Consider the following 25,007-nt stretch of genomic DNA (forward strand, 5'->3'; position numbering starts at 1 on the left):
CGGCCGGGGGCGGCCGCGTTGGTGGCGCGCGCCGCCGCTCTCACTCGAACATGACGTAATCCGGGCGTGGCCGCAGGGCCAGCACCTCTTCCGGGGTCATCAGCCGGCTGCCCTCGGTGTCCTCCTCGTAGAAGAGCTTGAAGCCGGTGCGCACTCCCTCGGGCTGGTTCCTGACCAACTGCCGCCAGGTGTCCCGCTTCATTCCCGGCGATCCGATGCCGTCCGCGCTCTTGATGACCACCACACCGGGCTGCGGGCGCAGCGCGGACTGGTCGCTGACGACGGACACGGCCACCTGGTGGAAGACGAGCGGCTTCTGCGGCAGATCGTGTTCGTCGATGATCCCGGAGAGGTAGCGGGCCACATCGGTGAGCTCCTTGCCGCTGGTGTGGCCGTAGGTGTTCCCCGGCACCTCGCCCGGACCCATCTCCCATTCCGGGTCCAGGGCTATGCCGACGTCGGGATGGACCAGCCATTCGCGCAACGCCTTGACCTCGCCGAGGACCGAAGCCCGGCCCGGCTGGATGTTCAGCAGCAGCAGGGCGCGATGGCGCTTGGCCGCGTCGTGGAAGCGGCGGATCGTGTCGGGGGAGGTGCGCGAGCGGTAGGTGCCGTCGGGGCCCGCGCTGCTGTTGGCGACGGTCGCGAGGAGTTCGAGCACCGGCTGCGGTTCGCGGTCCGCCGCGTAGGCGCGGGCGGTCTTCTCGATCTGGCGCACCTGGTCGTCGAGGTCCCCGATGCCGAGCCGGCCGAGCGCGGCGGCCCCGGGCAGTCCGCAGTAGCCCACCAGGCGGTAGCGGGACAGCTCCCGGCCGCCCCGGGGCAGCTCGGGCCGCGGCTTCGGGGTGGGGGAGGGGGAACTCTTTGATGGAGTGGCTGACGGGGAGCGCTCCGCCTTGCCGGAGCCCCGCGGGCCCGCTCCGGAGGGCGAACCGGCCGACTCCTCGCCGCAGCCGGCGAGTAGGCCGATCCCGGCCGCCGCGGCCACCGAGAGCATGCCGCGCCGGGTCGGTGGCGGTGTCCCCGATCCGCCGCCGTCGCCGTGCCGCAGGGCGTCCTGTCCGGTCGATGCCCTGTCGGTTGCCGGCATTCCGGGTGTGCTGTGAGCCACGTTCCCTCCGTCCGCGGTGCCGGGTCGGTGAACCGGGCACCGGTCTGTTGTGCGGGCCGATGGGTTGTCCGTGCCAGGCAGCCTGTCCGGTATGACGAAGGCGAAACGGAATAGTGTCCACCGGGCGGAGGGCATGCGTCGCTTTCAGCCCGGGAAGACGTCCGGTTGCTGGGTGTGGAAGGTGCGAACGAGGGCGGCCGGGCCCCCGATGGACCCAACACGCCCTGGAATGGGTTTACTTGAAGCAGGAAGCCGATCCGGGCGGTCAGGCGGGCGGGCTCAGCCGACGGATCGGCGCCCCGCCCAGATAGGCGCGGATGTCCTCCACCACATCGCCGTAGAACCGCTCGTAGTTGCCCCGGGTGACATAGCCGAGGTGCGGGGTGGCCAGCAGATTCGGCAGGGTGCGGAACCGATCGCCCGGGGGCAGCGGCTCCCGTTCGAACACATCGACTCCCGCGCCCGCGATCCAGCCGTCCCGCAGCGCCTCCGCGAGCGCCGCCTGGTCCACGATCGCCGCGCGGGAGGTGTTCACCAGAAGCGCCGTGGTACGCATCCGCCTCAGCTCCGCCGTGCCCAGCAGCCCCCGGGTGCGGTCGCTGAGCACCAGATGCACCGAGACGATGTCGCTGGTCTCCAGCAACTCCTCCTTGGAGCCGGCCGGCCGCACCCCCTCCGCCTCCGCGCGCTCGGCCGTGAGGTTCTCGCTCCAGGCGGCCACCTCCATGCCGAAGGCCCGGCCGACCCGCGCCACCTGGGTGCCGATCCGTCCCAGCCCCAGCAACCCCAGGCGGCGGCCGTGCAGATCGGTGCCGACGGTGCTCTGCCATGGCCCGCCGTCCCGCAGCGCCGTGTTCTCCGGCACCACATGGCGGGCGAGCCCCAGGATCAGCGCCCAGGTGAGCTCGGTGGTCGGTTCCGAGCCGCCGCCGGTGCCGCACACGGTGACGCCGTGGCGGGCGGCGGCCTCCAGGTCGACCGACGCGTTGCGCATCCCCGTGGTCACCAGCAGCTTCAGCCGTGGCAGCCGGGCGAACAGCGAGGCGGGAAAGGGCGTGCGCTCCCGCATGATGACCACGATCTCGCAGTCCCCGATCGCCTCGGCCACCGCGTCCTCACCGGCGATGTGTTCATGGACCGGCACCACCTCCACCGCGTCGAGCACACCGGACCAATCGGCCGCCGACAGCGCCACGTCCTGATAGTCGTCGAGCACGGCGCAGCGCAGCTTCATGGGACTACCTCTGTTTCCTCGGACGGGTACGGTGTTTCTACCACCCGTGTGAAGCCACCCCGAAAACAGGGGCCTGACACGTCGTCACCGCGTTTGCGGCGCCACCCTTCCGGATGACATCGGCCGTGCGATCGCGGTGTGACAGGCGTGTGTTTTCACCGAAAGTTGGCTTCTCAAGGGGTGCTGAGACACGTGTGGTTGTTTTGTGTAGTGGCACACAGGGCACCGCACCGTCTGAACAGCAGGCATAATCACAGCTGCGATGGGCGCAGACGCCCAGAAAGGGGACGAAGTGAAGTGAACGCGTTGAGCGCGGACAGCAGTGTGGGTTCGACCATTGAGGTACTGGAGGCCGAACTCCCCCAACTGCAGAAGCAACAGGAGGCACTCAAGGGTGATTTGGAGGCCGTCACCAAGCGGCTGGAGGCGGTCAGCACCGCCCTGAGCAGCCTGCAGACGCTCTCCATCGCCACGGTGTCGGAGCAGGTCGTGGACGGCGCCCCGGTGGCGGTGGCGAAGCCCGTGGCCGAGGCCACCCCGGCCGAGCCGGCCGCGGAGCCGGCCACCGAGGCCACGGTCGAGACCGAGCCGGAGACCGCCGGGGACACGGGCTCCACCGGCCGTACCTCCGCCGCCACGCGCAAGGCGGCCATCGGCCGTCAGCGCAGCAGGGGCAAGGCGGCCAAGGCGCCGGCTACCGGGCGGGCCACCAAGACGGCGGGCAAGAAGACCGCCGCCGCCAAGAAGACCACCGCGAAGGCCGCGGCGAAGGCTCCCAAGGCCACCAAGGCCACGGTGAAGGCCACTAGCAAGGCCACCACCAAGGCCACCGCGAAGCCCGCCAAGGCCACCAAGGCCGCCGAGAAGCCCGCGGAGAAGGCCACCAAGGAGACGGCCACCACCTCCGAGCGCTCCACGGGGCTCGCCGACAGCGTGCTGGCCGCGCTGCGCAAGGCCGGCCGTCCCATGCGGGCCTCCGAGGTCAACGACGCCCTGGGCCGCGACGAGACCCGCACCAATGTGAACTCGGTGCGCAACACCCTCGAGCGGCTGCGCTCCTCGGACCGGGCCCAGCGTTCCGGCCGTGGCCTGTACGAGGCCTCGGCCACCGGCTGAGGGTGCCGTCAGTTCACCGCCACCCATGTGTAGCGGTGTTCGGGGCGGCCGGTGTCCCCGTACTTGAGGGTGAGGCTGATGCGGCCCGCATGTTCGAGGTACTTCAGATAGCGCTGGGCCGTGGAGCGGCTGATACCGGTGCGCTCCGCCACTTCGTGGGCGGAGAGCGGCTGGTCGGCCTGGTCCAGGACCCGCCGTATGAGGTCGACGGTGGGCGCGGAGTGGCCTTTGGGGAGGGCGGGGCCGGACGTGTCGGCGGCTGCGAAGGCGCCGAAGATCCGGTCCACCCTCTCCTGGCCGGTCTCGCCGTGCCCGCCGACGCCCTCAAGGGTGCGGCGCAGCCCCGCGTAGCCGTCCAGCTTGGCCCGTAGCCCGGCGAAGCTGAACGGCTTGACCAGGTACTGAAGTGCGCCATGGCGCATGGCGGCCTGGACGGTGGCCACATCACACGCGGCCGTCACCATGATGACGTCGGCGTGGTGGCCGAGCTGGCGCATCCGCCGCACCAGGGTCAGCCCGGTCTCGTCCGGCAGATAGTGGTCGAGCAGGACGAGGTCGACCGGGGTGCGTTCGAGGGTCGCGAGCGCCTGGGCGGCGGTATGGGCGCGGGCGGTGACCCGGTAGCCCGGCACCTGGGCCACATACGCGGCGTTGATCTCGGCGACGTGGAAGTCGTCGTCCACGACAAGAACGTCAATCATCGTGACTCTCCTGCTGCGGTGAACTCATGAGTGGGTGTGTCGTCCCCGGTGAGGGCCTCGGGCAGGACGACGGTGAACACCGCCCCGCCACCCGCCCGGGCGGTGACCCGGGCCATGCCTCCGTATCGCTCGGCCAGCCGCCGTACCAGGGCCAGTCCGATGCCCCGGCCGCGCGGCGACACCGTGGCGGGCCCCTCGTGTGCCCCGGGCCCGGCGTCCGGGGATCCGGTGCGGGAGGGCCGTTTGGTGGACCAGCCCTCGGTGAAGATCTGTTCGCGCATCCCCGGTGGCACCCCCGGGCCGGTGTCGCTCACCCGCAGCACGGCGGTGGTGCCCTCGGCCCTCAACTCGACCTCGATGAACGGGGTGGGGGAGGGGTGTGCGGCCACCGCGTCCAGCGCGTTGTCGATGAGGTTGCCGAGCACGGTCACCAGATCGCGCGGATCGACCACCCGCCCGGGCAGCAGGGTCGCGGGCGAGATGCGCAGGGCCACTCCGCGCTCGGCCACGATGGCCGACTTGCCGACCAGCAGCGCCGACAGCAGCGGATCGGGCACCCGTTCGGAGATCTGCTCGGCCGAGGCACGCCGGGCGTTGGTGAGCTCGGCCACGAACTGTGCCGCCCGCTCGTGCAGTCCCAGCTCCAGCAGCCCCAGCAGGGTGTGCAGCCGGTTGGCGTGTTCGTGGTCCTGGGCGCGCAGCGCGTCCAGCAGCCCGCGGGTGCTGTCCAGCTCGCGGCCCAGCAACTCCAGCTCGGTGCGGTCGCGCAGGGTCGCCACCGCTCCGCCGTCCTCGGTCGGCATGCGGTTGGCCACCAGCACCCGGGTGCCGCTGACCGTCAGCAGGTCCGCCCCGTCCACCCGCCCCGCCAGCACATCGGTGGTACGGCCCGGTGGCAGTGACTCCTCCAGGGTGCGGCCGGTGGCGTCCGGGCGGATCCCGAGCAGCCGCCCGGCCTCGTCGTTGATCAGGCGGATCCGGCCGTGCCGGTCGAAGGCCACCACGCCTTCGCGGATGCCGTGCAGCATCGCCTCCCGCTCGTCCAGCAGCGCCGAGATGTCGGCGAACGCGACACCGTGCGTACGGCGGCGCAGTTGGCGCGAGACGGCGATCGCCGCCAGGACACCCACCCCGAGCGCCGCCCCCGCGTACAGCAGCAGCCGGGGCACCGCCGCCAGCAACTGGTCGCGCACACTGCCGTAGCCGATGCCCACCGACACCGCCCCGACGATCCGTCCGTCCCTCGAGCGCAGCGGCACCTTGGCGCGGGCCGAGCGGCCGAGGGTGCCCACGTCGATCTGCAGCACCTCCCGGCCCGAGAGCGCCTCGCCCGGATCGGTGGAGACGTGTTCGCCGATCCGGGCCGTGGTGGTGTGCGACCAGCGCACACCACGGGAGTCCATCACCACGATGTACAGCGCCCCGGTGGCCCGGCGGATCCGTTCGGCCGCCCGCTGCACCGGACCCGAGGGGGTGGGCTCGGTGGCGGCGAGGTCCCGCGCGATGTCCGGATCGGCCGCGGTGGTCTGGGCGATGGCGAGCGCCTGGTGCATCGCCTGGTTGTCGATCTCGGAGCTGAGCGGGGCCAGGAAGAGCGCGGTCGCCAGCACCATCACCCCGGCGGTGATGGACAGCTGCGCCGCGAGCACCTGGCCGGAGACACGCCGGGGCCATCGGATGCGCATGATGGGCCCCCTGTCTCCCGTCTCGCTCATCCCGTGTGGTGCCATGTGCGAGCGGTAGTACTTCGTCCGTTTATGGTGCTGTGAACGCACCGTAAGGGTGCCCGGGGCGTATGCCCAGTCTCCGTGGCGTTTTCGTTGCCAGGGCGCGAGCAAAACGAGCAGAACGCGGTTTGTGAGCGCAACGACGGGTTGTGACCAGAAGACTGCCGCTGTGGCCCGGGTCACTTCTAGCCTCCCGGCCATGAGCAGCCACACCAGCCCCGCCATCGAGCTGCGGGGAACGAGCAAGGCGTTCCGGACACCGTCCGGGGCCCTCCACACCGCGGTCAAGGATCTGGACCTGACCGTCGGGCACGGTGAGTTCGTCGCCGTCGTCGGGCCCACCGGTTGCGGAAAGTCCACGACACTGACGCTGGTCAGCGGGTTGGAGGAGCCCACCGAGGGCGAGGTGCTGGTGGCCGGTGAGCCGGTCCGCGGCATCGCCTCCAACGTCGGCTTCGTCTTCCAGCAGGACGCGGTGTTCCCCTGGCGCAGCGTGCTGTCGAACGTGATGGCCGGCCCGCGGTTTCGCGGTGTGCCCAAGCCGGAGGCGAAGGAGCGGGCCCGTGAGTGGTTGGCCCGGGTCGGCCTCTCCTCCTTCGAGGACCGCTATCCGCATCAGCTGTCGGGCGGTCAGCGCAAGCGCGTGGCGCTCGCGGCGACCTTCGTCAACGACCCCGAGATCCTGCTCATGGACGAGCCGTTCTCGGCGCTCGATGTGCAGACCCGTGCGCTGATGTCGGACGAACTGCTGGAGCTGTGGGCGGGGACGGGCGCGTGCGTCGTCTTCGTCACCCACGACCTGGAGGAGTCCATCGCGCTGGCCGACAAGGTCGTCGTGATGACGGCCGGACCGGCCACCGTCAAGGAGGTCTTCGAGATCGATCTGCCCCGGCCCCGCAAGGTCGAGTCGGTGCGGCTGGAGCCGCGGTTCGTGGAGATCTACCGGGAGATCTGGTCCTCGCTCGGCGAAGAGGTCCGCATCACCCGTGAGAGGGGTGCCGTCGATGCCTGAGACCATCTCCGCCACGGCCGCCCCCGCCCTCGACAAGACACCCGGTACGCGCACCAAGGCCCGGGCACGCGCCGCCCGCAACCGCGCGATCCTCGTCCAGACCAGCCGCGCCCTGGTGCTCCTCGGTGTCATCGGGCTGTGGGAATGGCTGGCCCGTGCCGCCGTCATCGACCCGTTCAACTTCTCGATGCCCTCCAAGATCTGGGACCAGCTCGAGCAGTGGGCGCTGCACGGCACCGCGCAGGGCTCGCTGTGGGAGCAGATCTGGTACACGCTCTACGAGGCGCTCCTGGGCTGGGGCATCGGCGTGGTGGCCGGTGTGGTCCTGGGGATCGCGTTCGGCCGGGTGGCCTTCCTCGCCGATGTGCTCGGCCCGTACATCAAGGTGCTCAACGCGCTGCCGCGCATCGTCCTCGCGCCCATCTTCCTGATCTGGTTCGGCCTCGGCCCGGCCTCGAAGGTCGCCTCGGCCGTCGTCCTGGTCTTCTTCCCCGTCTTCTTCAACGCCTTCCAGGGAGCCCGGGAGGTCGACCGCAACCTGGTGGCCAACTCCCGGATCCTCGGCGCGAGCAACCGCCAGGTCACCCTCCAGGTGGTGATTCCCTCCGCCACCTCGTGGATCTTCACCAGCCTCCATGTCAGCTTCGGCTTCGCCCTCATCGGCGCCATCGTCGGCGAGTACATCGGCGCCACCAAGGGGCTCGGCCTGCTGGTGTCCTCCTCGCAGGGCACCTTCAACGCCGCCGGTGTGTACGCCGCCATGGTGATCCTCGCCGTGGTGGCCCTGCTCGCCGAGGGGCTGCTCACCTTCCTGGAGAAGCGGCTCTTCCGCTGGAAGCCCGCCCAGCCCGGCGAAGACCGCTGAGCCCCACCTACTTCCTCCCAGCTCATCACCGCTCACAAGGACGTGACCCATGCGCAGCAGTGCCAAGTTCTCCGCCGCCGCGGTCGCCGCGGCGCTCGCTCTGACCACCCTCACCGCCTGCGGCGGTGACTCCAGCGCCTCCGGCGGCGAGAACGGCAACGTCAAGATCATGGTGGGTGGCCTGGACAAGGTCATCTACATGCCCGCGATGCTCACCCAGCGGCTCGGCTACTTCAAGGCGGAGGGCCTCAAGGTCCAGCTGCTCACCGAGCCCGCCGGGGTGCAGGCCACCACCTCGCTGGTCGCGGGCGATGTCCAGGGTGTCGTCGGCTTCTACGACCACACCCTCGATCTGCAGGTCAAGGGCAAGCAGGTGGAGTCCGTCGTCCAGCTCGCCCAGGCCCCCGGCGAGGTCGAGGTGGTGTCCAACAAGGCGGCGGGGGAGGTGGCATCCCCCAAGGACTTCAAGGGCAAGAAGCTCGGTGTCACCGGGCTGGGCTCCTCCACGGACTTCCTGACCAAGTACCTCGCGGTCGACAGCGGAGTGAAGACCAGCGAGTTCACCCCGGTGGCGGTCGGCGCGGGCCAGACCTTCATCTCGGCCCTCAAGCAGGGGTCCATCCAGGGCGGTATGACGACCGATCCCACGGTCGCCCAGATCGTGGACCAGAAGATCGGCAAGGTCCTGATCGACATGCGTACACCCGAGGGATCCAAGCAGGCGCTCGGCGGTCTGTACCCCTCCTCCTCGCTGTACATGAACGCCGACTGGGTGAACGGCCACAAGGACACGGTGCAGAAGCTGGCCAACGCCTTCGTGAAGACCCTGAAGTGGATGTCCACCCACTCGGCCGAGGACATCGCCGCCAAGATGCCGAGCGACTACGCGCAGGGCGGTGCGAAGCTCTACGTGGAGGCCATCAAGAGCACCCTGCCGATGTTCACCAAGGACGGGGTGATGCCGGCGGACGGCCCGGCGACGGTCGAGCGCGTCCTCAAGGCGTTCAACCCCAACCTGAAGAACGCCACGGTGGACCTGAAGAAGACCTACACCACCGAGTTCGTCAAGAAGGCGGGCTAAAGCCCCGGGGGCCGAAACCCGGTGGGGTCCTTCGAGTGGCCCAGCCCTCGACCGGCTCAGCCCGACGCCGCCGTCCGCGCGACCGCCCCGGTCAGCCGGACGGCGGCGTCGTCGGCGAACAGCCGGCGGCCCGCCGCGATACGGCGTTCCCGCCACGCGGAGGGCTCGGTGAGCGCGTCGAGCAGCCGCACCAGCTCCCACGAGTCCCGCGCATGGTCCGAGAGCCCCAGCGCGGCCATCCGCCGGACGCCCTCGCGGCCATGGCCCGGGATGGGGCGGTAGCCGATCACGGGCACCCCGGTGGCCAGCGCCTCCAGCGCGGTCTGACCGGCCGCGTTGTCCACCACGGCCCGTACGGCGGCCAGCAGACCGGGCATGTCCCGCTCCCAGCCGAAGGCCGCCACATCCGGCCGGCGCGACAGCTCGGCGCGCAGCCGTTCGTCCCGGCCGAACAGCACCACCGGCAGATACCCCGCCCCGGACACCAGCCGCGCCGTGTCCACCACCCGTGTCCCGGCGCCCCACGCCCCCACGGACAGCAGCACCGGCGGCCTCCCGGGCGCGAGCGCACTCAAGTGCCGCCGCCACCGGGCCGCCCCCGGCGCCGGTGCGAAGAAGCGCGGCGCCACGACGGGTCCGGTGGCCACGGCAGGACGGCCGAGCGCCCGGCGCACCGTGTCCGCGGCCTCCGGGGTGACACACAGATGCAGATCGTTGCCCGGGTGCAGCCACTGGCGGTGCACCGCGAAATCGGTCACCACGACCGCGCTGGGCACCTCCAGGGCCCCGCGCGCCCGGAGTCTGCCGGTCAGCTGCGCGGCCAGATGGAACACCGGCACGACCACGTCCGGCCGCTCCCGCTCCACCAGGGCCAGCAGCCGGTCCTCGGCGAGCGCCGCCAGCGGGGCACTCCCCGGCCGGGGGCCCCTGCCGGGGCGGAAGAACGCCCGGTAGATGCCCTCGTACACCACCGGGGCACGCCGGATGGTCGTCCGATAGAACGAACGCAGCCCCGCCCCGATCCGATGCGGCAGCAACTCCAGCACATCCACCCGGCCGGCCCCCTGGCCCAGCTCCTCCAGCCTGCGTACCAGCTCGGCGGCGACCGCGTCGTGTCCGGCCCCCATCCCGGCGCTCACAACGAGAAAACGTGCCGACGGCTGGTGCATGACCACCTCCGATGGTGCGAGGCGCGGCTCCTCATGGCTCACTGGAGGTATCCGCTCCGCACGCCGTCAAACCGCGCGCTCGACGGCCGGTGACCCAGGGCCAGCGGCCGGTCGGCGGCGAGACAGGGAGATGCCATGATCCGCCCCCTCCCGGACGCACCGCTCGATCGCGGCCACGTGCGGGACACCGGGTACGCCGACCCCACCGGGACCAGGGTCGCGCTGGTGACCGGTGCCTCCTCGGGCATCGGCGCCGCCATCGCCGACCGCATCGCGGCCGAGGGCGGCTGGCGGCTGCTGGTCAGCGGCCGCCACCGGGAACGGCTCGACCGCGTGGCCGCCAGGACATCGGCCCTCGCCTTCCCCGTCGACCTGGCCGCGCCGGAGGGCCCGGAGGCGCTCGTCCAGGACGCCCTCCGTGCCGCCGGACGGGTGGATCTGCTGGTCGCGGGGGCGGGCGTGGGCTGGGCCGGCCCCTTCGCCACCATGCCGCCCGCCACCATCGACCAGGTGGTCCGCGTCGATCTGCTCGCCGCGATGCGCCTGGTGCGCATGGTCGTCCCCGGATGGAGGCCGAGCGGCGGGGACACATCGTGCTGATCGGCTCGGTGGCCGGGACCGTCGGGGTACGCGGCGAGGCGGTGTACTCCGCGGCCAAGGCGGCGCTCGGCGTCTTCGCCGACGCCCTGCGCTACGAGCTGAGCCGGGCCGGGGTGCGTGTCACCCATGTGGTCCCCGGTGTGGTGGACACCCCGTTCTTCGCCCGGCGCGGCGCCCCGTACGCCCGTCGGCTGCCCCGTCCGCTGCCGCCCGAGCGGGTCGCCGAGGCGGTCTGGGACGCCGTGGAGCGTGGGCGGGACGAGGTGTATGTACCGGCCTGGATGCGGCTGCCCGCGGTGGCCCGCGCGGTGGCCCCCGGTCTGTATCACCGGTTGGCCTCACGCTTCGGGTGACCCCCGGTGAGCGTCGTGGCGGTGTTGCTGGCCCTGCTGTCCGCCCTGGGCAACGGCATGGCCTCGGTACTGCAGCGGCGGGCCGCGATGGACCAGGTCCGGGAGGAGCGGGGCGCCCCGGGTCCGAAGCGGAACCTGTTGCGGCTGGCGCGTCTGCTGCGCCGCCGGTACTGGCTGGCCGGGCTGGCCGCGATGATGGTGTCGGCGGCGGCGCAGGTGGGCGCGCTGGCGGTCGGCCGGCTCTCCGTGGTCCAGCCGCTGCTGGTCAGCGAGCTGCTGTTCACCCTGGTGGTCGGCAGTCTGGTCTTCCGCCACCGCCCGGACGGCCGGACCTGGCTGTCGTTCGTGATGCTCGCCGCCGGGCTCGCGCTCTTCCTGGTGGCGGCCGATCCCTCGCATGGCGAGACCACGGCACAGAACGGCGAGTGGCTGCCCGTGGGCGTGGTGGTGGCCGTCGCCGTGTGCGCCCTGATCGCGGGGGCCCATGCGCTGCGCGGGCCCCCGCGCGCCGTCGCCCTCGGAAGTGCCACCGCCGCCTGTTTCGCCTGTACGGCGGCGCTGATCAAGGAGTTGACCGGGCGGTTCTCCGGTGGGGTGGCGGCGGTGTTCACCGACTGGCCGCTGTACGCGGTGTGCGCCGTCGGGCTGCTGAGCTTCCTGCTGCTGCAGAGCACCCTGCGCGCGGGCACCCTGGCCGCCTCGCAGCCCGCGCTCACCCTCGGCGACGCGCTGGTCAGCATCGCGCTGGGCTGGGTGCTGTTCGGCGAGCGCGTCGAGCTGGGGCTGCGCATCGTGCCCGAGGTGGCCGGCATCCTGCTGATGGCGGCCGGCATCGTGGGGCTGACCCGCTCGCCCGCCATGTGCGGCGGCTGGGACCAGGCCGTCCCCGAGCCGCCGCGGCAGTCCGGGACACCGCTCCCCGGACGGCCGAGGCACCCGGACGGCGGCGAGGGCACACCATGAGCGCGCGCCACCGCTCGGGTGTCCTGGTGCGCAACGCGGCGCTGCTGGCGGCGGCCGCGCATATCGCCCCGGCCGGCACCTGGCTGGCCGGGCCCCGCCGCGCCCTCTTCCCCGCCCTGGCGGGCCGCGGACGGTCCGACCATGTGGCGCTCACCTTCGACGACGGACCCGATCCGCGCACCACACCGCGCTTTCTCCGGGTGCTGGACGAGCTGGGCGTCCGGGCCACCTTCTTCGTCCTGGGGGACGGGGTGACGCGCTTCCCGCACACCACGCTGGAGATCGTCCGCCGGGGCCATGAGCTGGCCGTCCACGGCTGGACCCACAGCCGCCCCTGGCTGCCCACGGTGTCCCGGGACGTCACGGAGGTCGCCCGTGCCGCCCGCGCGATACGGCTGGCCACCGGCGAGGTACCGCTGTGGTACCGGCCGCCGTACGGCATCCTCACCGGCGGCCGCTGGCTGGCGGCGGCACAGGCCGGGCTCACCCCCGTCCTCTGGTCGGTCTGGGGGCGCGACTGGTCCGCGGACGCCACCGCGCGGTCGGTGTGCGCCGCCGTACGGCGCGATCTGTGCGGCGGCGCCACCGTTCTGCTGCACGACACCGACCGCGCCGCGGCCACGGGCTGCTGGCGCGCCACGCTGGCCGCGCTGCCCGTGGTGGTGGCGGAGTGCCGGGCCGCGGGTCTGGAGGTGGGGCCGCTGGCCGAGCACGGGATACGCCGATGAGGTCAGCCGTCGCGCAGGCGGGCCATCTTCCGGGGGTCCACGATGCGGTCGAAGTCCTCGGCGCTGATATGGCCGCTGGCGATGGCCGCCTCGCGCAGGGTCGTCCGCTCGGCGGCGGCCTTGTGGGCGATCTCGCCGGCCTTGTCGTGGCCGATCTCCGGGGACAGCGCGGTGACCAGCATCAGCGAGCGGGCGAGATGCTCGTCGATCCGCTCGCGGTTCAGCTCGATGCCCTCGACGCAGTACTCGCGCAGCTTCTCGCAGGCGTCGGCGAGGATGCGGGCGGAGTGCAGAAAATCGCTGATGACCAGCGGCCGGGCCGCGTTGAGCTGGAAGTTGCCCCGGGTGCCGGCGTGTGCGACGGCGCTGTCGTCGGCGAGCACCTGGGTGCACACCATCATCATGGCCTCGCACTGGGTCGGGTTGACCTTGCCGGGCATGATGGAGCTGCCGGGCTCGTTGGCGGGCAGGGTGAGCTCCCCGATCCCGCCGCGAGGGCCGGAGGCGAGCCAGCGGAGATCGTCGGCGATCTTCATCAGGGGACGGCGAGGCCCCGCAGCCCGGCGGAGGCGGCCACCATGGTGTCCACACCGCTCTGGGCCGCGAAGGAGTTGGACGCCACCTTGAACGGATGGCCGGTGGCCCCGGCGATCTCCCGGGCCACGGCCGGTCCGAACCCCTCGGGGGCGCCCAGCCCGGTGCCGACCTCGGTACCGCCGATGGCAACCTGATACAGATCCGGCAGGGTGGCGCGCAGCCGCTCCAGCGCGTCGGAGAGCTGGGCGGCGTAGCCGGACCACTCCTGGCCCACCGAGAGGGGGACCGCGTCCTGAAGATGGGTGCGGCCGGTCTTGACGACGTCGTACCAGGCGCGGGACTTGGCGGCGATGGCCTCCTGGAGCAGGCTGACCTGCGGCAGCAGCGGGTCGTGCAGGATGCGCACGGCGGCGATGTGCATGGCCGTGGGAAAGGTGTCGTGGGAGGACTGGCCCAGATTGACGTGGTCGTCGGGGTGCACCGGGTCCTTGCTGCCGAGGACGCCCCCGACCAGTTGGATCGCGCGATTGCTGATGACCTCGTTGACGTTCATATTGGTCTGGGCGCCGGAGCCGGCCTGCCACACATACAGCGGGAAGTGGTCGTCCAGCGCACCGGAGATCACCTCGTCGGCCACATGCGCGATCAGATCTGCCTGCCACCCCGCCAGCCGCCCCTCCCGGCCGTTGACCAGCGCGGCGGCCTTCTTGACGTAGCCATAGGCGTGATAGACCGCCTTGGGCATACGGTCGTCACCGATCGCGAAGTGGACCAGGGCACGCTGGGTCCGGGCGCCCCAGTAGCGGTCGGCGGGGACCTCCACGGTCCCCAGCGCGTCCGTCTCACGCCGGGTGCCGGTGGCGTCGATGCGGGTGGGGAGGTCCCGCACCCTGGGGGTGCCTCGGGCGCCCCGGCGCCTGTGGGGCGTATTCATCGCGTGCTCTCCCAGACGGATGGCAGCCCATCCATACGCACACTCCGCATCACCGCTGTTGCACTCCCCGCCAGTGTCGCTCCGCACCGCCCCGGCCGCATCCGGCACCGGAGTGGCCGCGGGCACCTGCCAGGTCAGGCGCCGTGGCGCGGGGGACGGGGACGGGCGCGGAGGTGGAAGCGGGTGGGAAGCCGGGAGGGCGAGCTTCCCATCCGCCCCGCGGCCCGGCCGCGCACATCCGTGGGCGACGCGACGTCAGATGCGGGTGCGCAGCCGGATGAGGGTGCCGTCCGCGTCGGCCTGCATCTGTACGACGTCGCACAGCATGCGTACGCCCCACAGCCCGAATCCGGGCTCGGCGTCGGCCGGCGGGGTGAACCCCCACAGCGCGTCCGGGTACCAGTGGCCGGGCCCGGAGATCTCGCAGACCAGATCGCCGTCGTGGACCCAGGTACTCAGCCGCGCCGGGGCCTCGCCGTGCCGGATCGCGGTGGTGGACACCTCGCTCACGGCCGCGACCATGTTGCGCAGCGCGTCATGGCCCATGCCGTGCCGGCTCGCCCGCTCGGCGACGAAGGTGCGCACGGCGTCCAGATCGGTCGAGACGATCGACACCGACTCGGCTATGCGCGGGGCGGGCGGCAGGGGACGCCGGTCGCAGGTGGCGCTGAACGGGCCGGGGTCGGTGTAGGCGTCGCTGCGCTCCGGCCCATGGCCGTCGATGATCTCGGGGTGGGTCTGGCGCGCGTAGGCGAGGATCTCGGGGTGCAGCAGGCGCCGGTCGTAACAGCAGATAGCGCGGGCGCCGGAGTGGGCGAAGGCCGCGTTGACGATCGACTCGTAGCGCGCCCACTCCACCACCTCGAGCGGGGTGCGGCCCTGCCACACCGGTTCGGCGATCACCCGGACCCGGCGCGGCTTCTCGGCCTTCACGAAGGAGTCGTAGGCGGCGATGGTCTTGACCGGGTGCTGGTACCAGCTGAGCGCCTCCTCGAACTGCACCGCCTTGGCGTCCTGCCCGAGCGCGTCCCGCAGCGCGTCGATGTTGGAGGAGGCGGCGACGACGGCCACGGCGTCGTCCGCCTCCAGGCCCTCGCGGAGGAAGGGGACGCAGATGTCGACGACTTCGTCCTCGTCGCGATAGAGGAATCCGCGATGCATCATGGCATCGCGGTGGTCCGCGACGGGGCTGCTCGGGCTGGTCATCGGGCCTCCCTGGGGCTCGGCCGGTGAAAACACTTCAGGTGCGTCATCGAATTTCCGGACGGTATAGCGCAGTCTGCCACTTCTCCGGCCCGGCGCGCAGCCCGTTCCGGCCATACATGGACGGCATCCTGACGGTGCATTAGCATCCTCGGGCGTGACAGAGCTGAAGAACATCAACGCAAATGGACTTGATTTCGGGTATTTCGAAGCGGGCCCGGCCGACGCCCCATTGGCGCTCTGCTTGCACGGCTTCCCGGACACCGCGCACTCCTGGCGTCATCTGCTTCCCGCGCTCGCGGGCGCGGGCTACCACGCCGTCGCGCCCTTTCTGAGGGGCTACGCACCCTCCGGCATACCGGCCGACGGCGCCTACCAGGCGGGTGCGATCGCCGCCGACGCCAACGCGCTCCACGAGGCGTTCGGCGGCGACGGTGACGCCGTGCTCATCGGCCACGACTGGGGCGCCATCGCGGCGTACGGCGCCACCGGCAGCGCCCCCGAGCGCTGGCGGCGCGCGGTCACGATGTCGGTGCCCCCGCTGGGCGGGGTGCTGGCCGACTTCTTCAACTATGACTACGGCCAGTTCAAACGCTCCTTCTACATCTTCCTGTTCCAGACGCCGCTGGCCGAGGCCGGTGCGGCGGCGCACGACATGGCCCTGATCGACGGCCTGTGGCGCGACTGGTCGCCCGGCTACCAGGACGCCGCCGAGGACATCGCGCACGTCAAGGAGAGCCTGCGGGACCCGGCCCACCTCGCCGCCGCGATCGGCTACTACCGGGCCCTGTTCGACCCGTCGCGCCATGTGGCGGCGTACGCGGCCGAGCAGGAGGCCGTCACGGCCACCGGGGAGACCCCCATCCTCTATCTGCACGGCACCGACGACGGCTGCGTCGGCGCCGATGTCGTCAAGGGGGCCGAGGACCACCTCCCGGCGGGTTCGCGCATGGAACTGGTCGAGGACACCGGGCACTTCCTCCACCTGGAGGCGCCCGAGCGGATCAACCGGGAGGTCCTGGCCTGGCTCGCCGGGTGACCAGGCGGCCCTGGGCTCACGCCTTGCTGCCACATCGCGTGTGACCAGGGCCTTTTCCATGTCGGAACGCGGCACGGCCGCGGCGGGGCTCTCGACCGGGGCGGACCCGGTCGAGCCGCCGCGGCCGTCGCTTTACCGCCGGTATACCGCCGCTGGTCCGCCCTCTTCCATGCTGGGCGCATCGCTACAGCCGCCCGGTAGGGACGCGTCTGGAGAGGGCCTGTGAACGTCGACCAGCAGCATCAGCCTCGCACCGAGGACGAACCCCTCTACGCCTGGAGCACCTTCCAGCTCTGCGGCGGGGTGGAGGGGTCCGGCCCGAGCGGCACCTGCCGGGCCGAACACACCGCTCGCACCTGTCTGGAAGCGGCACTCCAGGCCACCGCGACCCATTCCGGGGCGTACTCCTGGGGGCAGCTCAGCCGGGTGTCCGCCGATGTCGGACTGCCCTTCCACCTATGGGCGCGGGACCCGGTCGCCTGGGCCGAACCGGGGCCCAGCAAGACGGTCACCTGGCGTCCGGGCGCGGCTCCGCATCCGCAGTGATCCGGGACCGTCCGCGGTGAGGCGAGGCAGTGCTATGGGTAAGGAATCACGATGAAGAGCAGCGGACCCGGGATAGGGCTCCTCAGGACAAGGGCGTGGCGGCCGGCCGACCACGGCCGTCTCGCGGTCAGCGAGGCGAATCCGGCCAGGGTCTACAACTACCTGGTCGGCGGTAAGGACAATTACCTCGCCGATTACGAACAGGCCCAGCGATTCCTCGGAGTCGCACCCGAAGTCCGTGATACCGCGCTCTCCAATCGGAGATTCCTGCACCGCGCCGTCCGTCATCTCGCCGCCAGTGGAATCAGCCAATTCCTGGATATCGGCGCGGGATTGCCGGCGAATCCGAATGTGCACGAGATAGCCCAGGGCGTGAATCCCCGGGCCCGTGTGGTCTACGCCGACAACGACCCCATCGTGGCCAGCCACGGCCAGGCCCGTCTCTCCGTCTCCGGCACCACCATGGTCAGGGCCGACGTCCGCTCGCCCGACGACCTCCTGGCCCATGAGGAGCTGCGGCGGCTGCTCGACCCCGCGCAGCCGGTCGCCATCCTGCTGACGCTTGTCCTCGACTACATCGAGGACCTGGAGAACCCCGTCGGCATCGTCCGCCGGCTCATGGACTGGGCCGCACCGGGCAGCTGTCTGGTCCTCTCCCACGCCACCGGTGATTTCACCCTCGACACCGACCGGGAATGGGAGATCATCAGCTTCGGGGACCCCGTCAGACTGGTCGCCCGCGACCGTGCCGGGATCATGGAACTCTTCACCGGCCTCGACCTGCTCGCCCCCGGCCTGGTGCAACTGCCCTCCTGGCGCCCGGGCATCGGCGCCGAGTCCGACCCGAGCCGGGTGTGGGCCTACGGCGGGGTGGCCCGCAAGCCGTAACCCCGCCCCCGCGGTGTACGACGTCGTACCCCGGTGCCGACGCCCGTCCCGGACCCTGCCTCAGCGCGGGCCGGGGCCGACCTTTCGGCGCGGTCCGGGTTCAGCGCGGGCCGGGGCCGATCTGCAGGGTCATACAGGCGGGGAAGAGCCCGCTCCAGGTGTGCCCGCGCCAGCTCTCGTAGGTGCCGGGGCGCTGCCACACGGGCAGGGCCTGGTCCATATGGGACCGGCCCTCGACGAACCTGCCCTGTTCCATATAGGTGATCCCGATCTCGTAGAGGGCGAAGCCCTCATGGTGGATGTTGCCCGTGCGGCGGGCGTACTCCAGGCTCTCCTTGAAACAGGTCAGGGCGTCCTCGGGACGGCCCATGCCCCGGTGGGCGCGGCCGAGGTTGCCCAGGCCGATCACCTCGGCCGGCAGATCCCCGGCCTCCCGGGCGAGGGCCAGCTGCCGCTCCTGCACCGTGATGGCCTCCTCGAACAGGCCCAGTTCGCACAGCGCGTCCGCGAGATTACAGGCCGAGCGCAACTCGCCCTCCCGGTGACCCAGTTCGCGCCAGATCTCCAGCGCCGACTCCAGCGCGACCCGCACCTCGTCATAGCTGTGCTGCAGCCAGTACGCGGCGGAGAGGCCGTCCAGCGCCCATGCCTCGCTCTCCGGGTCGCCCAGGCGGCGGGCGGTCGCGACGGCCAGCTCGTTGACCGTCTGCAGATCCTGGGCGTGGGCCCGGGGAAAGAGGAACCACTGGAGCGCCCGCGCCAGCCGCAGCCCGAGGCGGGCGATCGCCTCCGGCTGGGCGGGCTCGGCCGCGTGGGCGACGGCGGCCAGCAGATTGGGGAGCTCGGTCTTCAGCCAGCTCTCGGCCTCGTCCTGGCCGGTCAGCGGGACCGCCGGGCCCTCGCCGGGATGCCGGGGCCAGGGGCGGAGCGGGTCGAGCAGGGTGACCGCCTGCTGGGCGGTGGCCGCATAGCGGGACAGCGCCCGCTCCAGCGCCGCCGAGCGCTCCGCCTCGGGCTCCTCCTGCTCCGCCTGCTCCGACGCGAACAGCCGCAGCAGATCGTGCATGTGGTAGCGGACGGAGTCCCGGCTCTCCAGGAGTTGGGCGTCGACCAGCCGCTCCAGCGCGTTCTCGGTGCGGTCGGCGGGCAGGTCCAGCAGCGCGGCGGCCACCGGCAGGCTCACATCGTGCCCGTGCACCACGCTGAGCAGCCGGAAGGCGCGGACCGCGTCCAGGTCGTCGGAGCGCCGGCCGAGCCGGAACGCCTCGTAGCTCACCTGGAAGCTGATACGGACGGCCAGATCCCCGAACCGCAGCTCGTCCAGCCGGCCGCGGGCGTCGGTCAGCTTGGCCACGAGGGTGTGCAGCGGCCAGGCGGGGCGGGCGGCCAGCCGGGCACCGGCGATTCGCAGCGCCAGCGGCAGTCCGCCGCACAGCCGGGTGATCTCCGCCGCTTCCGCGGGCTCGGCCCGCACCCGCTCCGCGCCGACGACCCGCTCCAGCAGCGCCACCGCCTGGTCCTGGGGGAGCACATCCAGATGCAGATGGGTGGCGCCCTCCAGGGTGGTCAGCATCTCCCGGCTGGTGACCAGCGCGGCGCAGCCCGGCCCGGCGGGGATCAGCGGCCGCACCTGGTCCACACTCGCGGCGTTGTCGAGGATCACCAGCAGCCGCCGGCCCGCCGCCAGCGAACGGAACTGCGCGGACGCCTCGTCGGTGTCGCCCGGCACGCTCGAGCCGTCCACGCCGAGGGCGCGCAGGAACCGGCCGAGCACCTCGCCGGGATCCAGGGCCGACTGCCCGGCGGTCGCCCCGTACAGATCCACATAGAGCTGGCCGTCGGGGAAGCGGTCGGCGAGCCGGTGCGCGGCGTGAATGGCCAGGGCCGACTTGCCGACCCCGCCGGTGCCGTCGATGGCCGCGAGCATCACGGACCGCCCGCTCTCGCCCGCCTCGGGGTCCCCGGCCGCGTCCATCAGCGCCTGGATCACCGCGACCTCGCCATGGCGGCCGGTGAACGTGGGGCTGGCGGGCGGCAATTGGCGGGGGCCCCGGGGGCCTTGCGGGGAGCGGCGGGCGCGGGGCGGTCCGTCTCCGGGGCGGGCGGCGCCATCAGGGAGGCGTCGGCGTTGAGGATCCGCTCGTGGAGGCCGCGCAGCGGAGGGGTCGGCTCGACCCCGAGCTCCTCGCTGAGCAGCCGGTGCAGATCGCGGTAGGCGGCCAGGGCGTCGGCCTGCCGACCGGACCGGTACAGGGCCAGCATCAGCCGGCCGCGCAGCTCCTCACGGAACGGATGCTCGGCGGTCAGCGCCTCCAGCTCGCCCAGGACGGCCGTATGCCGCCCGCACCGCAGGTCCGCGTCGATCCGGGCGTCCACGGCCTGCAGCCGGCACTCCTCGAGCCGGGTGGCCTCCGTCGCCACCGCCGGGGTCGGGGGCACATCGGCGAACGGGGCGCCGCGCCACATCGCCAGCGCCTCGCGCAGCCGCTCCGCCGCGGTCTCGGGCGCCTCCCGGTCGAGGCTCCGCCGCCCCTCCTCGACCAGCTGCTCGAAGCGGTGGGCGTCGAACTCGGCGGCCTCCACCGTCAGTCGGTAGCCCTGCGCCCTGTAGCCCTGCTTCTCGGTGATCAGGGTCTGCCCGGCCTCGTCACCCAGGGTCTGGCGGAGCCGGGAGACATAGGTCTGCAGCAGCTTGGTGGCGCTCTGGGGCGCCCGGTCCTCGCCCCAGAGCTCGTCCAGGAGCCGCTCGGTGGAGACGGTCTGGTTGGCGTGGCACAGCAGCACCGCGAGCAGCGTCCGCCACTTGGCCGGCCCCAGGGAAGTCCACCCGTCGCCGTCGCGCAGCTCAAGCGCCCCCAGGACCCGGTATCGCACCCGTCGCCTTCCCTCGGCTCGCCAACTGACCACTCCGCAACGGTTATACCTCCGATGTGGCCCCTGCCGGGCATCGTTTCATCCGCCCGGAGCGAGTCCGCGCCGGGTACGGGCTGCGCGGATGACCGAAAATCGTCGCCTCAGGGGCCACCGCGGGGCGGCCGCGGTCAGCACGGCCGGTCGCGTCGGCCAGGGTCAGAACGGTTGGTCGCCCTCGATGGCGACGCGTTCGGCGACCCTGCGATGCGGGGCGTAGTCGTTGACCGCGTAGTGCTGCGTGGCGCGGTTGTCCCAGAACGCGATGTCGCCCGGCTGCCAGTGGAATCGCACCTGGTACTCCGGGACATGGGCCTGCCGGCACAGGAAGCTCAGCAGCCGGTCGCTCTCCTCCCGCTCCATCCCGGTGATCCGGGTGGTGAAGGAGGTGTTGACGAACAGCATCCGCCGGCCGGTCTCGGGATGGGTGCGCACGACCGGGTGCTCCACCGGCGGGAACACCTCCTGGAACGGGGCCAGCCGCTCGGGCCCGTAGAAGCGGGAGAAGCCGGGGATGAAGTCGTGGACGGCGGTGGCGCCGTCGATGCGGTCCTTCACCTCCGGCGGGAGGTTGTCGTACGCCGCCGCCATGTCCGCCCACAGGGTGTCCCCGCCCACCGGCGGCACCTCGCGCAACTGCAGTACGGCGCCGAGCGCGGGCCGGGTGCGGAAGGTGACGTCGGTGTGCCAGATGTTCTCGAAGGTCGGCGTGGCGCCGGAACCCTTGTCGAAGCGGACGACATCCTCGCTGGTACCGGCGGCCAGCAGGGGATTGGTCTCCAACTCGCCCCAGTGGCGGGCGAATCCGCGCTGTCGCTCGGGAGTGAGGTGCTGGCCGCGGAAGAAGAGCACCTTCCACTCCAACAGGGCCCGGTTCAGCTCCTCGCGCAGTGCGGACTCCAGCGGCCGGGACAGGTCCAGCCCCGGATCTCGGCCCCGATGACGCGTCCGAGGGGCGCGACCTCGAACCGCTCGTACGGACGCTCCTCCCACTCCTCGGGCACGCGTCGCAGGATGCGCCGGCCCTCGTACATCCCGTCCGGCGGGATGGGGGCCTCGCGCAGGGTCGCTGGTGTGGTGTCGACGACGGTCATGGCGTCTCCTCATACGTGACGACGGGCAGGGGCAGGCGGGGGGAGATGCCCTCGTGCCGAGGGGGACCACGGGAACGTCGTCCGGATCGTCGCGATGTCCGGATCGTCAGTCGTCACGATGTCCGGATCGGCAGGGAAATGACCGGCGATCGTCAGAGGAATGACCGGCGTGGCCTCGGGGGCGCGGGGGCGTTGGCCGCGGGATGCGGAGAGTCCCGATTAGAGGCCCGAGCGCTCACACCCGGTCCGGTCCGGGGCGCGAAGGTGTCCCGTCGAGTCGAACCGGTGCCTGATCATGCGGCAATTCTGGAATCTGCCCTGGTGGGCTGTCAATGGGGCCTGCCACGCGGGTGCGGGAAGACGGCTCCTTACCCGGCGGCGCGGTCAGGGGCCGAGGCGGCGGACGGGGCCGAGGTGGCCGACGTGGTGGACGCACGGTCCGCCAGGGCGGTGCGGGCGCGCTCGACCAGGGCCCGGCCGGCCGGGCCGCTCGGACCGTCCGCCCGCCAGGCGAAGGCCAGCCGCCCGCGCAGGGCCGGCCGCTCGATGCGGACCGACCGCAGCCGGTCCGACCGCGCCTCGGCGAACGCGCCGGGCAGGATCGCCGCGCCCAGCCCCCGCTCGGCGAGCTGCGCCAGCACCTCCGGATCGCTGGCCTCGAAGGCGATATGCGGAGTGAAACCGGCGGCCGCGCACGCCTCGTCGATCCGGGTGCGCAGCCCCGTGCCGCGCGGCAGGCTGATCAGCGCACGGCCCCGCAGGGTGTCCAGCGAGATGGCCGAGTGCACGGCGAGCTCATGGCCCGGGCTGACCGCGGCCACGATCGGCTGGTCCGTGATCACCTCCAGCTCGACACCGGCCGGGGTCGAGGCGCCCACGCTGACGATCGCCGCGTCGAGCCGTCCCGTGCGCAGGCCCTCCAGCAGCTCGTCCGAGGTGGCCTCGGTGAGGGTGATCTCCACCGCCGGGTGGGCGTCGTGGAACTCCGCCAGCAGCCCCGGCAGATCCACGCTGTGCGAGGTGACCGTCCCGACCGCCACATGGCCGCGCAGCAGTCCGGTCAGCTCGTCGACCGCGAGCCGGGCGCCCTCCACCGCCGCCAGCGCGGCCCGTGCGTAGGGGAGCACCGCCGCGCCCGCCTCGGTCAGCCGCACCGAGCGGCCCGAGCGGTCCAGCAGCTGCTCGCCCAGCTCGCGCTCCAGCCGGCGGATCTGTGCGCTGACCCCGGGCTGGGCCACATGCACCTTCTCCGCGGCCCGGGTGAAGTTCCGCTCCTCGGCCACCGCCACGAAGTATTCAAGTTGCCGTAGCTCCATAACCAATGATTCTAGCAATCAGACTTACCATCTCTTGGACTTCTGATCGCGCCCGCCGGAGGCTGGAGACAGCCGAAAGACAGCCACAAGGCGGTCGCAAGGCAGTCGAAGGGAGTCGACCATGACCGAGACCCGTGCCCGCGCCACCACCCCCGAGGATCTGGCCCGGTTGTTCGTGGAGCGCGCCAACGCCGGTGACGCCGAGGGGCTGGCCGAGCTCTACGAGCCCGACGCGGTGCTCGCCTACCCGCCGGGCGCCACGACCGTCGGGCGGGAGGCGATCCGCGCCGTCTGCGAGCGGATGCTGGCGCACGCCCCGCGCCCCTTCCAGGCGGAGGAGGCGCTGCCGACCGTCCGCTACGGCGATCTGGCCCTCACCTCGACCCGCCCCGCCGACCACACCGGCGGCCGGGTGCAGGTGGCCCGCCGTCAGCCGGACGGCACCTGGCTGCGCATCATGGACCGCCCCGAGATCCGCCCCGGGGCCGGAGCCGAGTGATGAGTGTGCTCATCGCCGGGGCCGGGATCGGCGGGCTGACCGCCGCCCTGAGCCTCCACGCGGCCGGTGTCGGGACGGCGGTCGTCGAGAGCGCCCGGGAGATCCGGCCACTCGGCGTCGGGATCAACCTGCTCCCGCACGCGGTGCGCGAGCTCATCGAACTCGGCCTCGGCGACGAACTCGCCGCCACCGGCGTGGCCACCGCCGAGAACGTGTACGCCGACCGGTTCGGCCGCCGGGTCTTCACCGAACCGCGGGGCATGGCCCAGGGCTACCGCTGGCCGCAGTACTCGGTCCACCGCGGGGAGCTGCAGCGGCTGCTCCTCGCGGCGGTCCACGAGCGCCTGGGCGCGGACGCGGTCCGCACCGGGGCGCGGGTCGTGGGATTCGACGACTCCGCGGAAGGGGCGGGGCCCAGGGAGCGGGGAAACGTGCGCGTACGCATCCTCGACCGGGCGACGGGGACGGTCGAGGAGAGCGCGACGCGGGCACTGATCGGCGCCGACGGGCTGCACTCCGCGGTCCGCGCCGCGCTCCACCCGCAGGACGGTCCGCTGCTGTGGTCGGGCATCCGGATGTGGCGGGGCACGACGCGAGCCGAGCCGTTTCTCACCGGACGCTCGATGGTGATCGTGCGCGACGGGGACGCCGAGCTGGTCGCGTATCCGATCGGCGGCGGCCGGGTGAATTGGGTCTGCCAGGTGCGGGTGTCCGAGCCCGGACCGCTCACCGGGGACGCGGCCTGGAACCGGGCCGGCCGGCTCGCCGATGTGCTGCCGTACTTCGACCACTGGCGGCTCGGCTGGCTCGATGTGCCCGGTCTGCTGGTGAACAGCGGCGAGATCCTCGAATACCCGATGGTCGACCGCGAGCCACTGCCGTGCTGGGGGAGCGGCCGGGTGACCCTGCTCGGCGACGCCGCGCATCCGATGTATCCGGTGGGGGCCAACGGCGCGTCCCAGGCCGTCGTGGACGCCCGCGTCCTGGCCCGCGAACTCGCGCGAGCGGACGATGTGCCGACCGCGCTGGCCCGCTACGAGACCGAGCGCCGCGAGGCGACGGCGGCCGTCGTCCGGGCGAACCGGGCCATGAACCGGGCCGGTGCGCGGACCCCCGAGGAGCTCGCCCGCGTCACCGACACCTACCGCGACAACACGGGAGGCGATGTCCGCACGCTCAACGCCCGCGCCTCCCTGAGCTGCCGGTGAGCCGTCCGGTCGGCGGGACGGAGGGGGCGGGGCGCACCGCGCCGGCCGCTGCCGCACCGCGGCCGGGTGACGAGGTGTCCATGGCGCCGACCCGGTCCGGTCGTTGGGCCGGAGCCAGCGTTGGCGCCCTCCTGATGCCGCGCTTAGCGTGGACAACAGACAGCGGTCTTCAC

The 25,007-nt window shown here is 72.2% G+C and carries 22 protein-coding genes and 2 pseudogenes; 12 read left to right on the plus strand and 12 right to left on the minus strand.

Annotated elements, in window-relative coordinates; genetic code table 11:
- Window positions 1–40 precede the first annotated feature (40 nt).
- The gene (locus BLV72_RS44760) at window positions 41–1,090 is read right to left on the minus strand and encodes a hypothetical protein (protein WP_244321328.1); all 1,050 of its coding nucleotides are present in this window, start codon (window positions 1,088–1,090) and stop codon (window positions 41–43) included.
- Window positions 1,091–1,376: 286 nt separating this feature from the next.
- The gene (locus BLV72_RS44765) at window positions 1,377–2,345 is read right to left on the minus strand and encodes a D-2-hydroxyacid dehydrogenase family protein (protein WP_093469674.1); all 969 of its coding nucleotides are present in this window, start codon (window positions 2,343–2,345) and stop codon (window positions 1,377–1,379) included.
- 297 nt (window positions 2,346–2,642) lie between these two features.
- Here BLV72_RS44765 and BLV72_RS44770 point away from each other — a divergent pair, with 297 nt between their 5' ends.
- Window positions 2,643–3,461, plus strand: a complete 819-nt coding sequence (locus tag BLV72_RS44770; protein ID WP_093469675.1) for a prephenate dehydrogenase — start codon at window positions 2,643–2,645, stop codon at window positions 3,459–3,461.
- Window positions 3,462–3,469: 8 nt separating this feature from the next.
- On the opposite strand, the gene BLV72_RS44775 is transcribed toward BLV72_RS44770, so the two are convergent.
- Together BLV72_RS44775 and BLV72_RS44780 are read right to left on the minus strand one after the other, a co-directional pair.
- Window positions 3,470–4,162, minus strand: a complete 693-nt coding sequence (locus BLV72_RS44775; protein WP_093469677.1) for a response regulator — start codon at window positions 4,160–4,162, stop codon at window positions 3,470–3,472.
- Complete coding sequence (locus BLV72_RS44780; protein ID WP_093469678.1) at window positions 4,159–5,847, minus strand: ATP-binding protein; 1,689 nt, start codon at window positions 5,845–5,847, stop codon at window positions 4,159–4,161. The genes BLV72_RS44775 and BLV72_RS44780 overlap by 4 nt, the downstream gene beginning before the upstream one ends.
- A 241-nt stretch (window positions 5,848–6,088) precedes the next feature.
- On the opposite strand from BLV72_RS44780, the gene BLV72_RS44785 reads away from it, so the two are divergent.
- The 3 genes from BLV72_RS44785 to BLV72_RS44795 are packed head-to-tail and all read left to right on the plus strand — an operon-like array spanning window position 6,089 to window position 8,847.
- The gene (locus BLV72_RS44785; RefSeq protein ID WP_093469679.1) at window positions 6,089–6,901 is read left to right on the plus strand and encodes an ABC transporter ATP-binding protein; all 813 of its coding nucleotides are present in this window, start codon (window positions 6,089–6,091) and stop codon (window positions 6,899–6,901) included.
- Window positions 6,894–7,766, plus strand: a complete 873-nt coding sequence (locus tag BLV72_RS44790) for an ABC transporter permease (protein WP_059148245.1) — start codon at window positions 6,894–6,896, stop codon at window positions 7,764–7,766. Before BLV72_RS44785 ends, BLV72_RS44790 begins: the two co-directional genes overlap by 8 nt.
- Window positions 7,767–7,815: 49 nt before the next feature.
- The gene (locus tag BLV72_RS44795; protein WP_093469681.1) at window positions 7,816–8,847 is read left to right on the plus strand and encodes an ABC transporter substrate-binding protein; all 1,032 of its coding nucleotides are present in this window, start codon (window positions 7,816–7,818) and stop codon (window positions 8,845–8,847) included.
- Between the two features lie 56 nt (window positions 8,848–8,903).
- On the opposite strand, the gene BLV72_RS44800 is transcribed toward BLV72_RS44795, so the two are convergent.
- The gene (locus BLV72_RS44800) at window positions 8,904–10,016 is read right to left on the minus strand and encodes an MGDG synthase family glycosyltransferase (protein WP_093469682.1); all 1,113 of its coding nucleotides are present in this window, start codon (window positions 10,014–10,016) and stop codon (window positions 8,904–8,906) included.
- Between the two features lie 135 nt (window positions 10,017–10,151).
- Here BLV72_RS44800 and BLV72_RS44805 point away from each other — a divergent pair.
- The 3 genes and pseudogenes from BLV72_RS44805 (at window position 10,152) to BLV72_RS44815 (ending at window position 12,660) form a co-directional block, all read left to right on the plus strand.
- Window positions 10,152–10,969, plus strand: a pseudogene (locus BLV72_RS44805) (SDR family NAD(P)-dependent oxidoreductase).
- Window positions 10,970–10,975: 6 nt separating this feature from the next.
- Entirely contained in the window at window positions 10,976–11,932 is a 957-nt protein-coding gene (locus BLV72_RS44810) for a DMT family transporter (RefSeq protein WP_167746537.1), read from the plus strand.
- Window positions 11,929–12,660, plus strand: coding sequence for a polysaccharide deacetylase family protein (locus BLV72_RS44815; protein ID WP_093469684.1), 732 nt, complete (start codon window positions 11,929–11,931; stop codon window positions 12,658–12,660). The genes BLV72_RS44810 and BLV72_RS44815 overlap by 4 nt, the downstream gene beginning before the upstream one ends.
- Before the next feature lie 2 nt (window positions 12,661–12,662).
- Here the strand turns inward: BLV72_RS44815 and BLV72_RS51330 are convergent, their stop codons facing one another.
- The 3 genes from BLV72_RS51330 to BLV72_RS44825 form a co-directional block, all read right to left on the minus strand.
- Entirely contained in the window at window positions 12,663–13,196 is a 534-nt protein-coding gene (locus BLV72_RS51330; RefSeq protein WP_208905947.1) for a lyase family protein, read from the minus strand.
- Window positions 13,196–14,131 carry a lyase family protein gene (locus tag BLV72_RS49130; RefSeq protein ID WP_208905948.1) on the minus strand — a complete coding sequence of 312 codons (936 nt, stop codon included), beginning with the start codon at window positions 14,129–14,131 and terminating at the stop codon, window positions 13,196–13,198. Before BLV72_RS49130 ends, BLV72_RS51330 begins: the two co-directional genes overlap by 1 nt.
- Before the next feature lie 255 nt (window positions 14,132–14,386).
- The gene (locus tag BLV72_RS44825; protein WP_093469685.1) at window positions 14,387–15,337 is read right to left on the minus strand and encodes a sensor histidine kinase; all 951 of its coding nucleotides are present in this window, start codon (window positions 15,335–15,337) and stop codon (window positions 14,387–14,389) included.
- A gap of 154 nt (window positions 15,338–15,491) precedes the next feature.
- Between BLV72_RS44825 and BLV72_RS44830 the strand changes: the two genes are divergently transcribed.
- The 3 genes from BLV72_RS44830 to BLV72_RS44840 all read left to right on the plus strand — a co-directional run bounded on the left by BLV72_RS44830 (window position 15,492) and on the right by BLV72_RS44840 (window position 17,807).
- A complete protein-coding gene (locus BLV72_RS44830) occupies window positions 15,492–16,373 on the plus strand; it encodes an alpha/beta fold hydrolase (RefSeq protein ID WP_093469687.1) in 882 nt (293 codons plus the stop codon).
- 222 nt (window positions 16,374–16,595) lie between these two features.
- Window positions 16,596–16,919 carry a hypothetical protein gene (locus tag BLV72_RS44835; RefSeq protein WP_078638415.1) on the plus strand — a complete coding sequence of 108 codons (324 nt, stop codon included), beginning with the start codon at window positions 16,596–16,598 and terminating at the stop codon, window positions 16,917–16,919.
- Between the two features lie 51 nt (window positions 16,920–16,970).
- Entirely contained in the window at window positions 16,971–17,807 is an 837-nt protein-coding gene (locus BLV72_RS44840; RefSeq protein ID WP_093469688.1) for an SAM-dependent methyltransferase, read from the plus strand.
- A 100-nt stretch (window positions 17,808–17,907) separates the two neighbouring features.
- Here the strand turns inward: BLV72_RS44840 and BLV72_RS44845 are convergent, their stop codons facing one another.
- From BLV72_RS44845 to BLV72_RS44855, 4 genes and pseudogenes are all read right to left on the minus strand, one after another.
- Window positions 17,908–19,845, minus strand: a complete 1,938-nt coding sequence (locus BLV72_RS44845; protein WP_244321329.1) for a tetratricopeptide repeat protein — start codon at window positions 19,843–19,845, stop codon at window positions 17,908–17,910.
- Window positions 19,794–20,681 carry an AfsR/SARP family transcriptional regulator gene (locus BLV72_RS50845; RefSeq protein ID WP_244321330.1) on the minus strand — a complete coding sequence of 296 codons (888 nt, stop codon included), beginning with the start codon at window positions 20,679–20,681 and terminating at the stop codon, window positions 19,794–19,796. The genes BLV72_RS44845 and BLV72_RS50845 overlap by 52 nt, the downstream gene beginning before the upstream one ends.
- A gap of 195 nt (window positions 20,682–20,876) precedes the next feature.
- A pseudogene (locus BLV72_RS44850) lies at window positions 20,877–21,811 on the minus strand (TauD/TfdA dioxygenase family protein).
- 368 nt (window positions 21,812–22,179) lie between these two features.
- Entirely contained in the window at window positions 22,180–23,127 is a 948-nt protein-coding gene (locus BLV72_RS44855) for a LysR family transcriptional regulator (RefSeq protein ID WP_244321331.1), read from the minus strand.
- A 121-nt stretch (window positions 23,128–23,248) separates the two neighbouring features.
- On the opposite strand from BLV72_RS44855, the gene BLV72_RS44860 reads away from it, so the two are divergent.
- The gene (locus BLV72_RS44860; protein ID WP_093469690.1) at window positions 23,249–23,626 is read left to right on the plus strand and encodes a YybH family protein; all 378 of its coding nucleotides are present in this window, start codon (window positions 23,249–23,251) and stop codon (window positions 23,624–23,626) included.
- Entirely contained in the window at window positions 23,626–24,834 is a 1,209-nt protein-coding gene (locus tag BLV72_RS44865) for a flavin-dependent oxidoreductase (RefSeq protein ID WP_093469692.1), read from the plus strand. Before BLV72_RS44860 ends, BLV72_RS44865 begins: the two co-directional genes overlap by 1 nt.
- The last annotated feature ends 173 nt before the right edge of the window (window positions 24,835–25,007 follow it).

The organism is Streptomyces melanosporofaciens, from assembly GCF_900105695.1.
Taxonomy (GTDB): Bacteria; Actinomycetota; Actinomycetes; order Streptomycetales; family Streptomycetaceae; genus Streptomyces; species Streptomyces antimycoticus.

What these genes read in the sequence shown, in the direction of transcription:
- BLV72_RS44765 (WP_093469674.1), bottom strand. Translation starts at nt 2,345, where the DNA reads ATGAAGCTGCGCTGCGCCGTGCTCGACGACTATCAGGACGTGGCGCTG.
- BLV72_RS44775 (WP_093469677.1), bottom strand. Translation starts at nt 4,162, where the DNA reads ATGATTGACGTTCTTGTCGTGGACGACGACTTCCACGTCGCCGAGATC.
- BLV72_RS44825 (WP_093469685.1), bottom strand. Translation starts at nt 15,337, where the DNA reads ATGACCAGCCCGAGCAGCCCCGTCGCGGACCACCGCGATGCCATGATG.
- BLV72_RS44855 (WP_244321331.1), bottom strand. Translation starts at nt 23,127, where the DNA reads ATGGAGCTACGGCAACTTGAATACTTCGTGGCGGTGGCCGAGGAGCGG.
- BLV72_RS49130 (WP_208905948.1), bottom strand. Translation starts at nt 14,131, where the DNA reads ATGAATACGCCCCACAGGCGCCGGGGCGCCCGAGGCACCCCCAGGGTG.
- BLV72_RS44840 (WP_093469688.1), top strand. Translation starts at nt 16,971, where the DNA reads ATGAAGAGCAGCGGACCCGGGATAGGGCTCCTCAGGACAAGGGCGTGG.
- BLV72_RS44865 (WP_093469692.1), top strand. Translation starts at nt 23,626, where the DNA reads ATGAGTGTGCTCATCGCCGGGGCCGGGATCGGCGGGCTGACCGCCGCC.
- BLV72_RS44785 (WP_093469679.1), top strand. Translation starts at nt 6,089, where the DNA reads ATGAGCAGCCACACCAGCCCCGCCATCGAGCTGCGGGGAACGAGCAAG.
- BLV72_RS44815 (WP_093469684.1), top strand. Translation starts at nt 11,929, where the DNA reads ATGAGCGCGCGCCACCGCTCGGGTGTCCTGGTGCGCAACGCGGCGCTG.
- BLV72_RS44860 (WP_093469690.1), top strand. Translation starts at nt 23,249, where the DNA reads ATGACCGAGACCCGTGCCCGCGCCACCACCCCCGAGGATCTGGCCCGG.
- BLV72_RS44795 (WP_093469681.1), top strand. Translation starts at nt 7,816, where the DNA reads ATGCGCAGCAGTGCCAAGTTCTCCGCCGCCGCGGTCGCCGCGGCGCTC.
- BLV72_RS51330 (WP_208905947.1), bottom strand. Translation starts at nt 13,196, where the DNA reads ATGAAGATCGCCGACGATCTCCGCTGGCTCGCCTCCGGCCCTCGCGGC.
- BLV72_RS44760 (WP_244321328.1), bottom strand. Translation starts at nt 1,090, where the DNA reads ATGCCGGCAACCGACAGGGCATCGACCGGACAGGACGCCCTGCGGCAC.
- BLV72_RS44780 (WP_093469678.1), bottom strand. Translation starts at nt 5,847, where the DNA reads ATGCGCATCCGATGGCCCCGGCGTGTCTCCGGCCAGGTGCTCGCGGCG.
- BLV72_RS44800 (WP_093469682.1), bottom strand. Translation starts at nt 10,016, where the DNA reads ATGCACCAGCCGTCGGCACGTTTTCTCGTTGTGAGCGCCGGGATGGGG.
- BLV72_RS44790 (WP_059148245.1), top strand. Translation starts at nt 6,894, where the DNA reads ATGCCTGAGACCATCTCCGCCACGGCCGCCCCCGCCCTCGACAAGACA.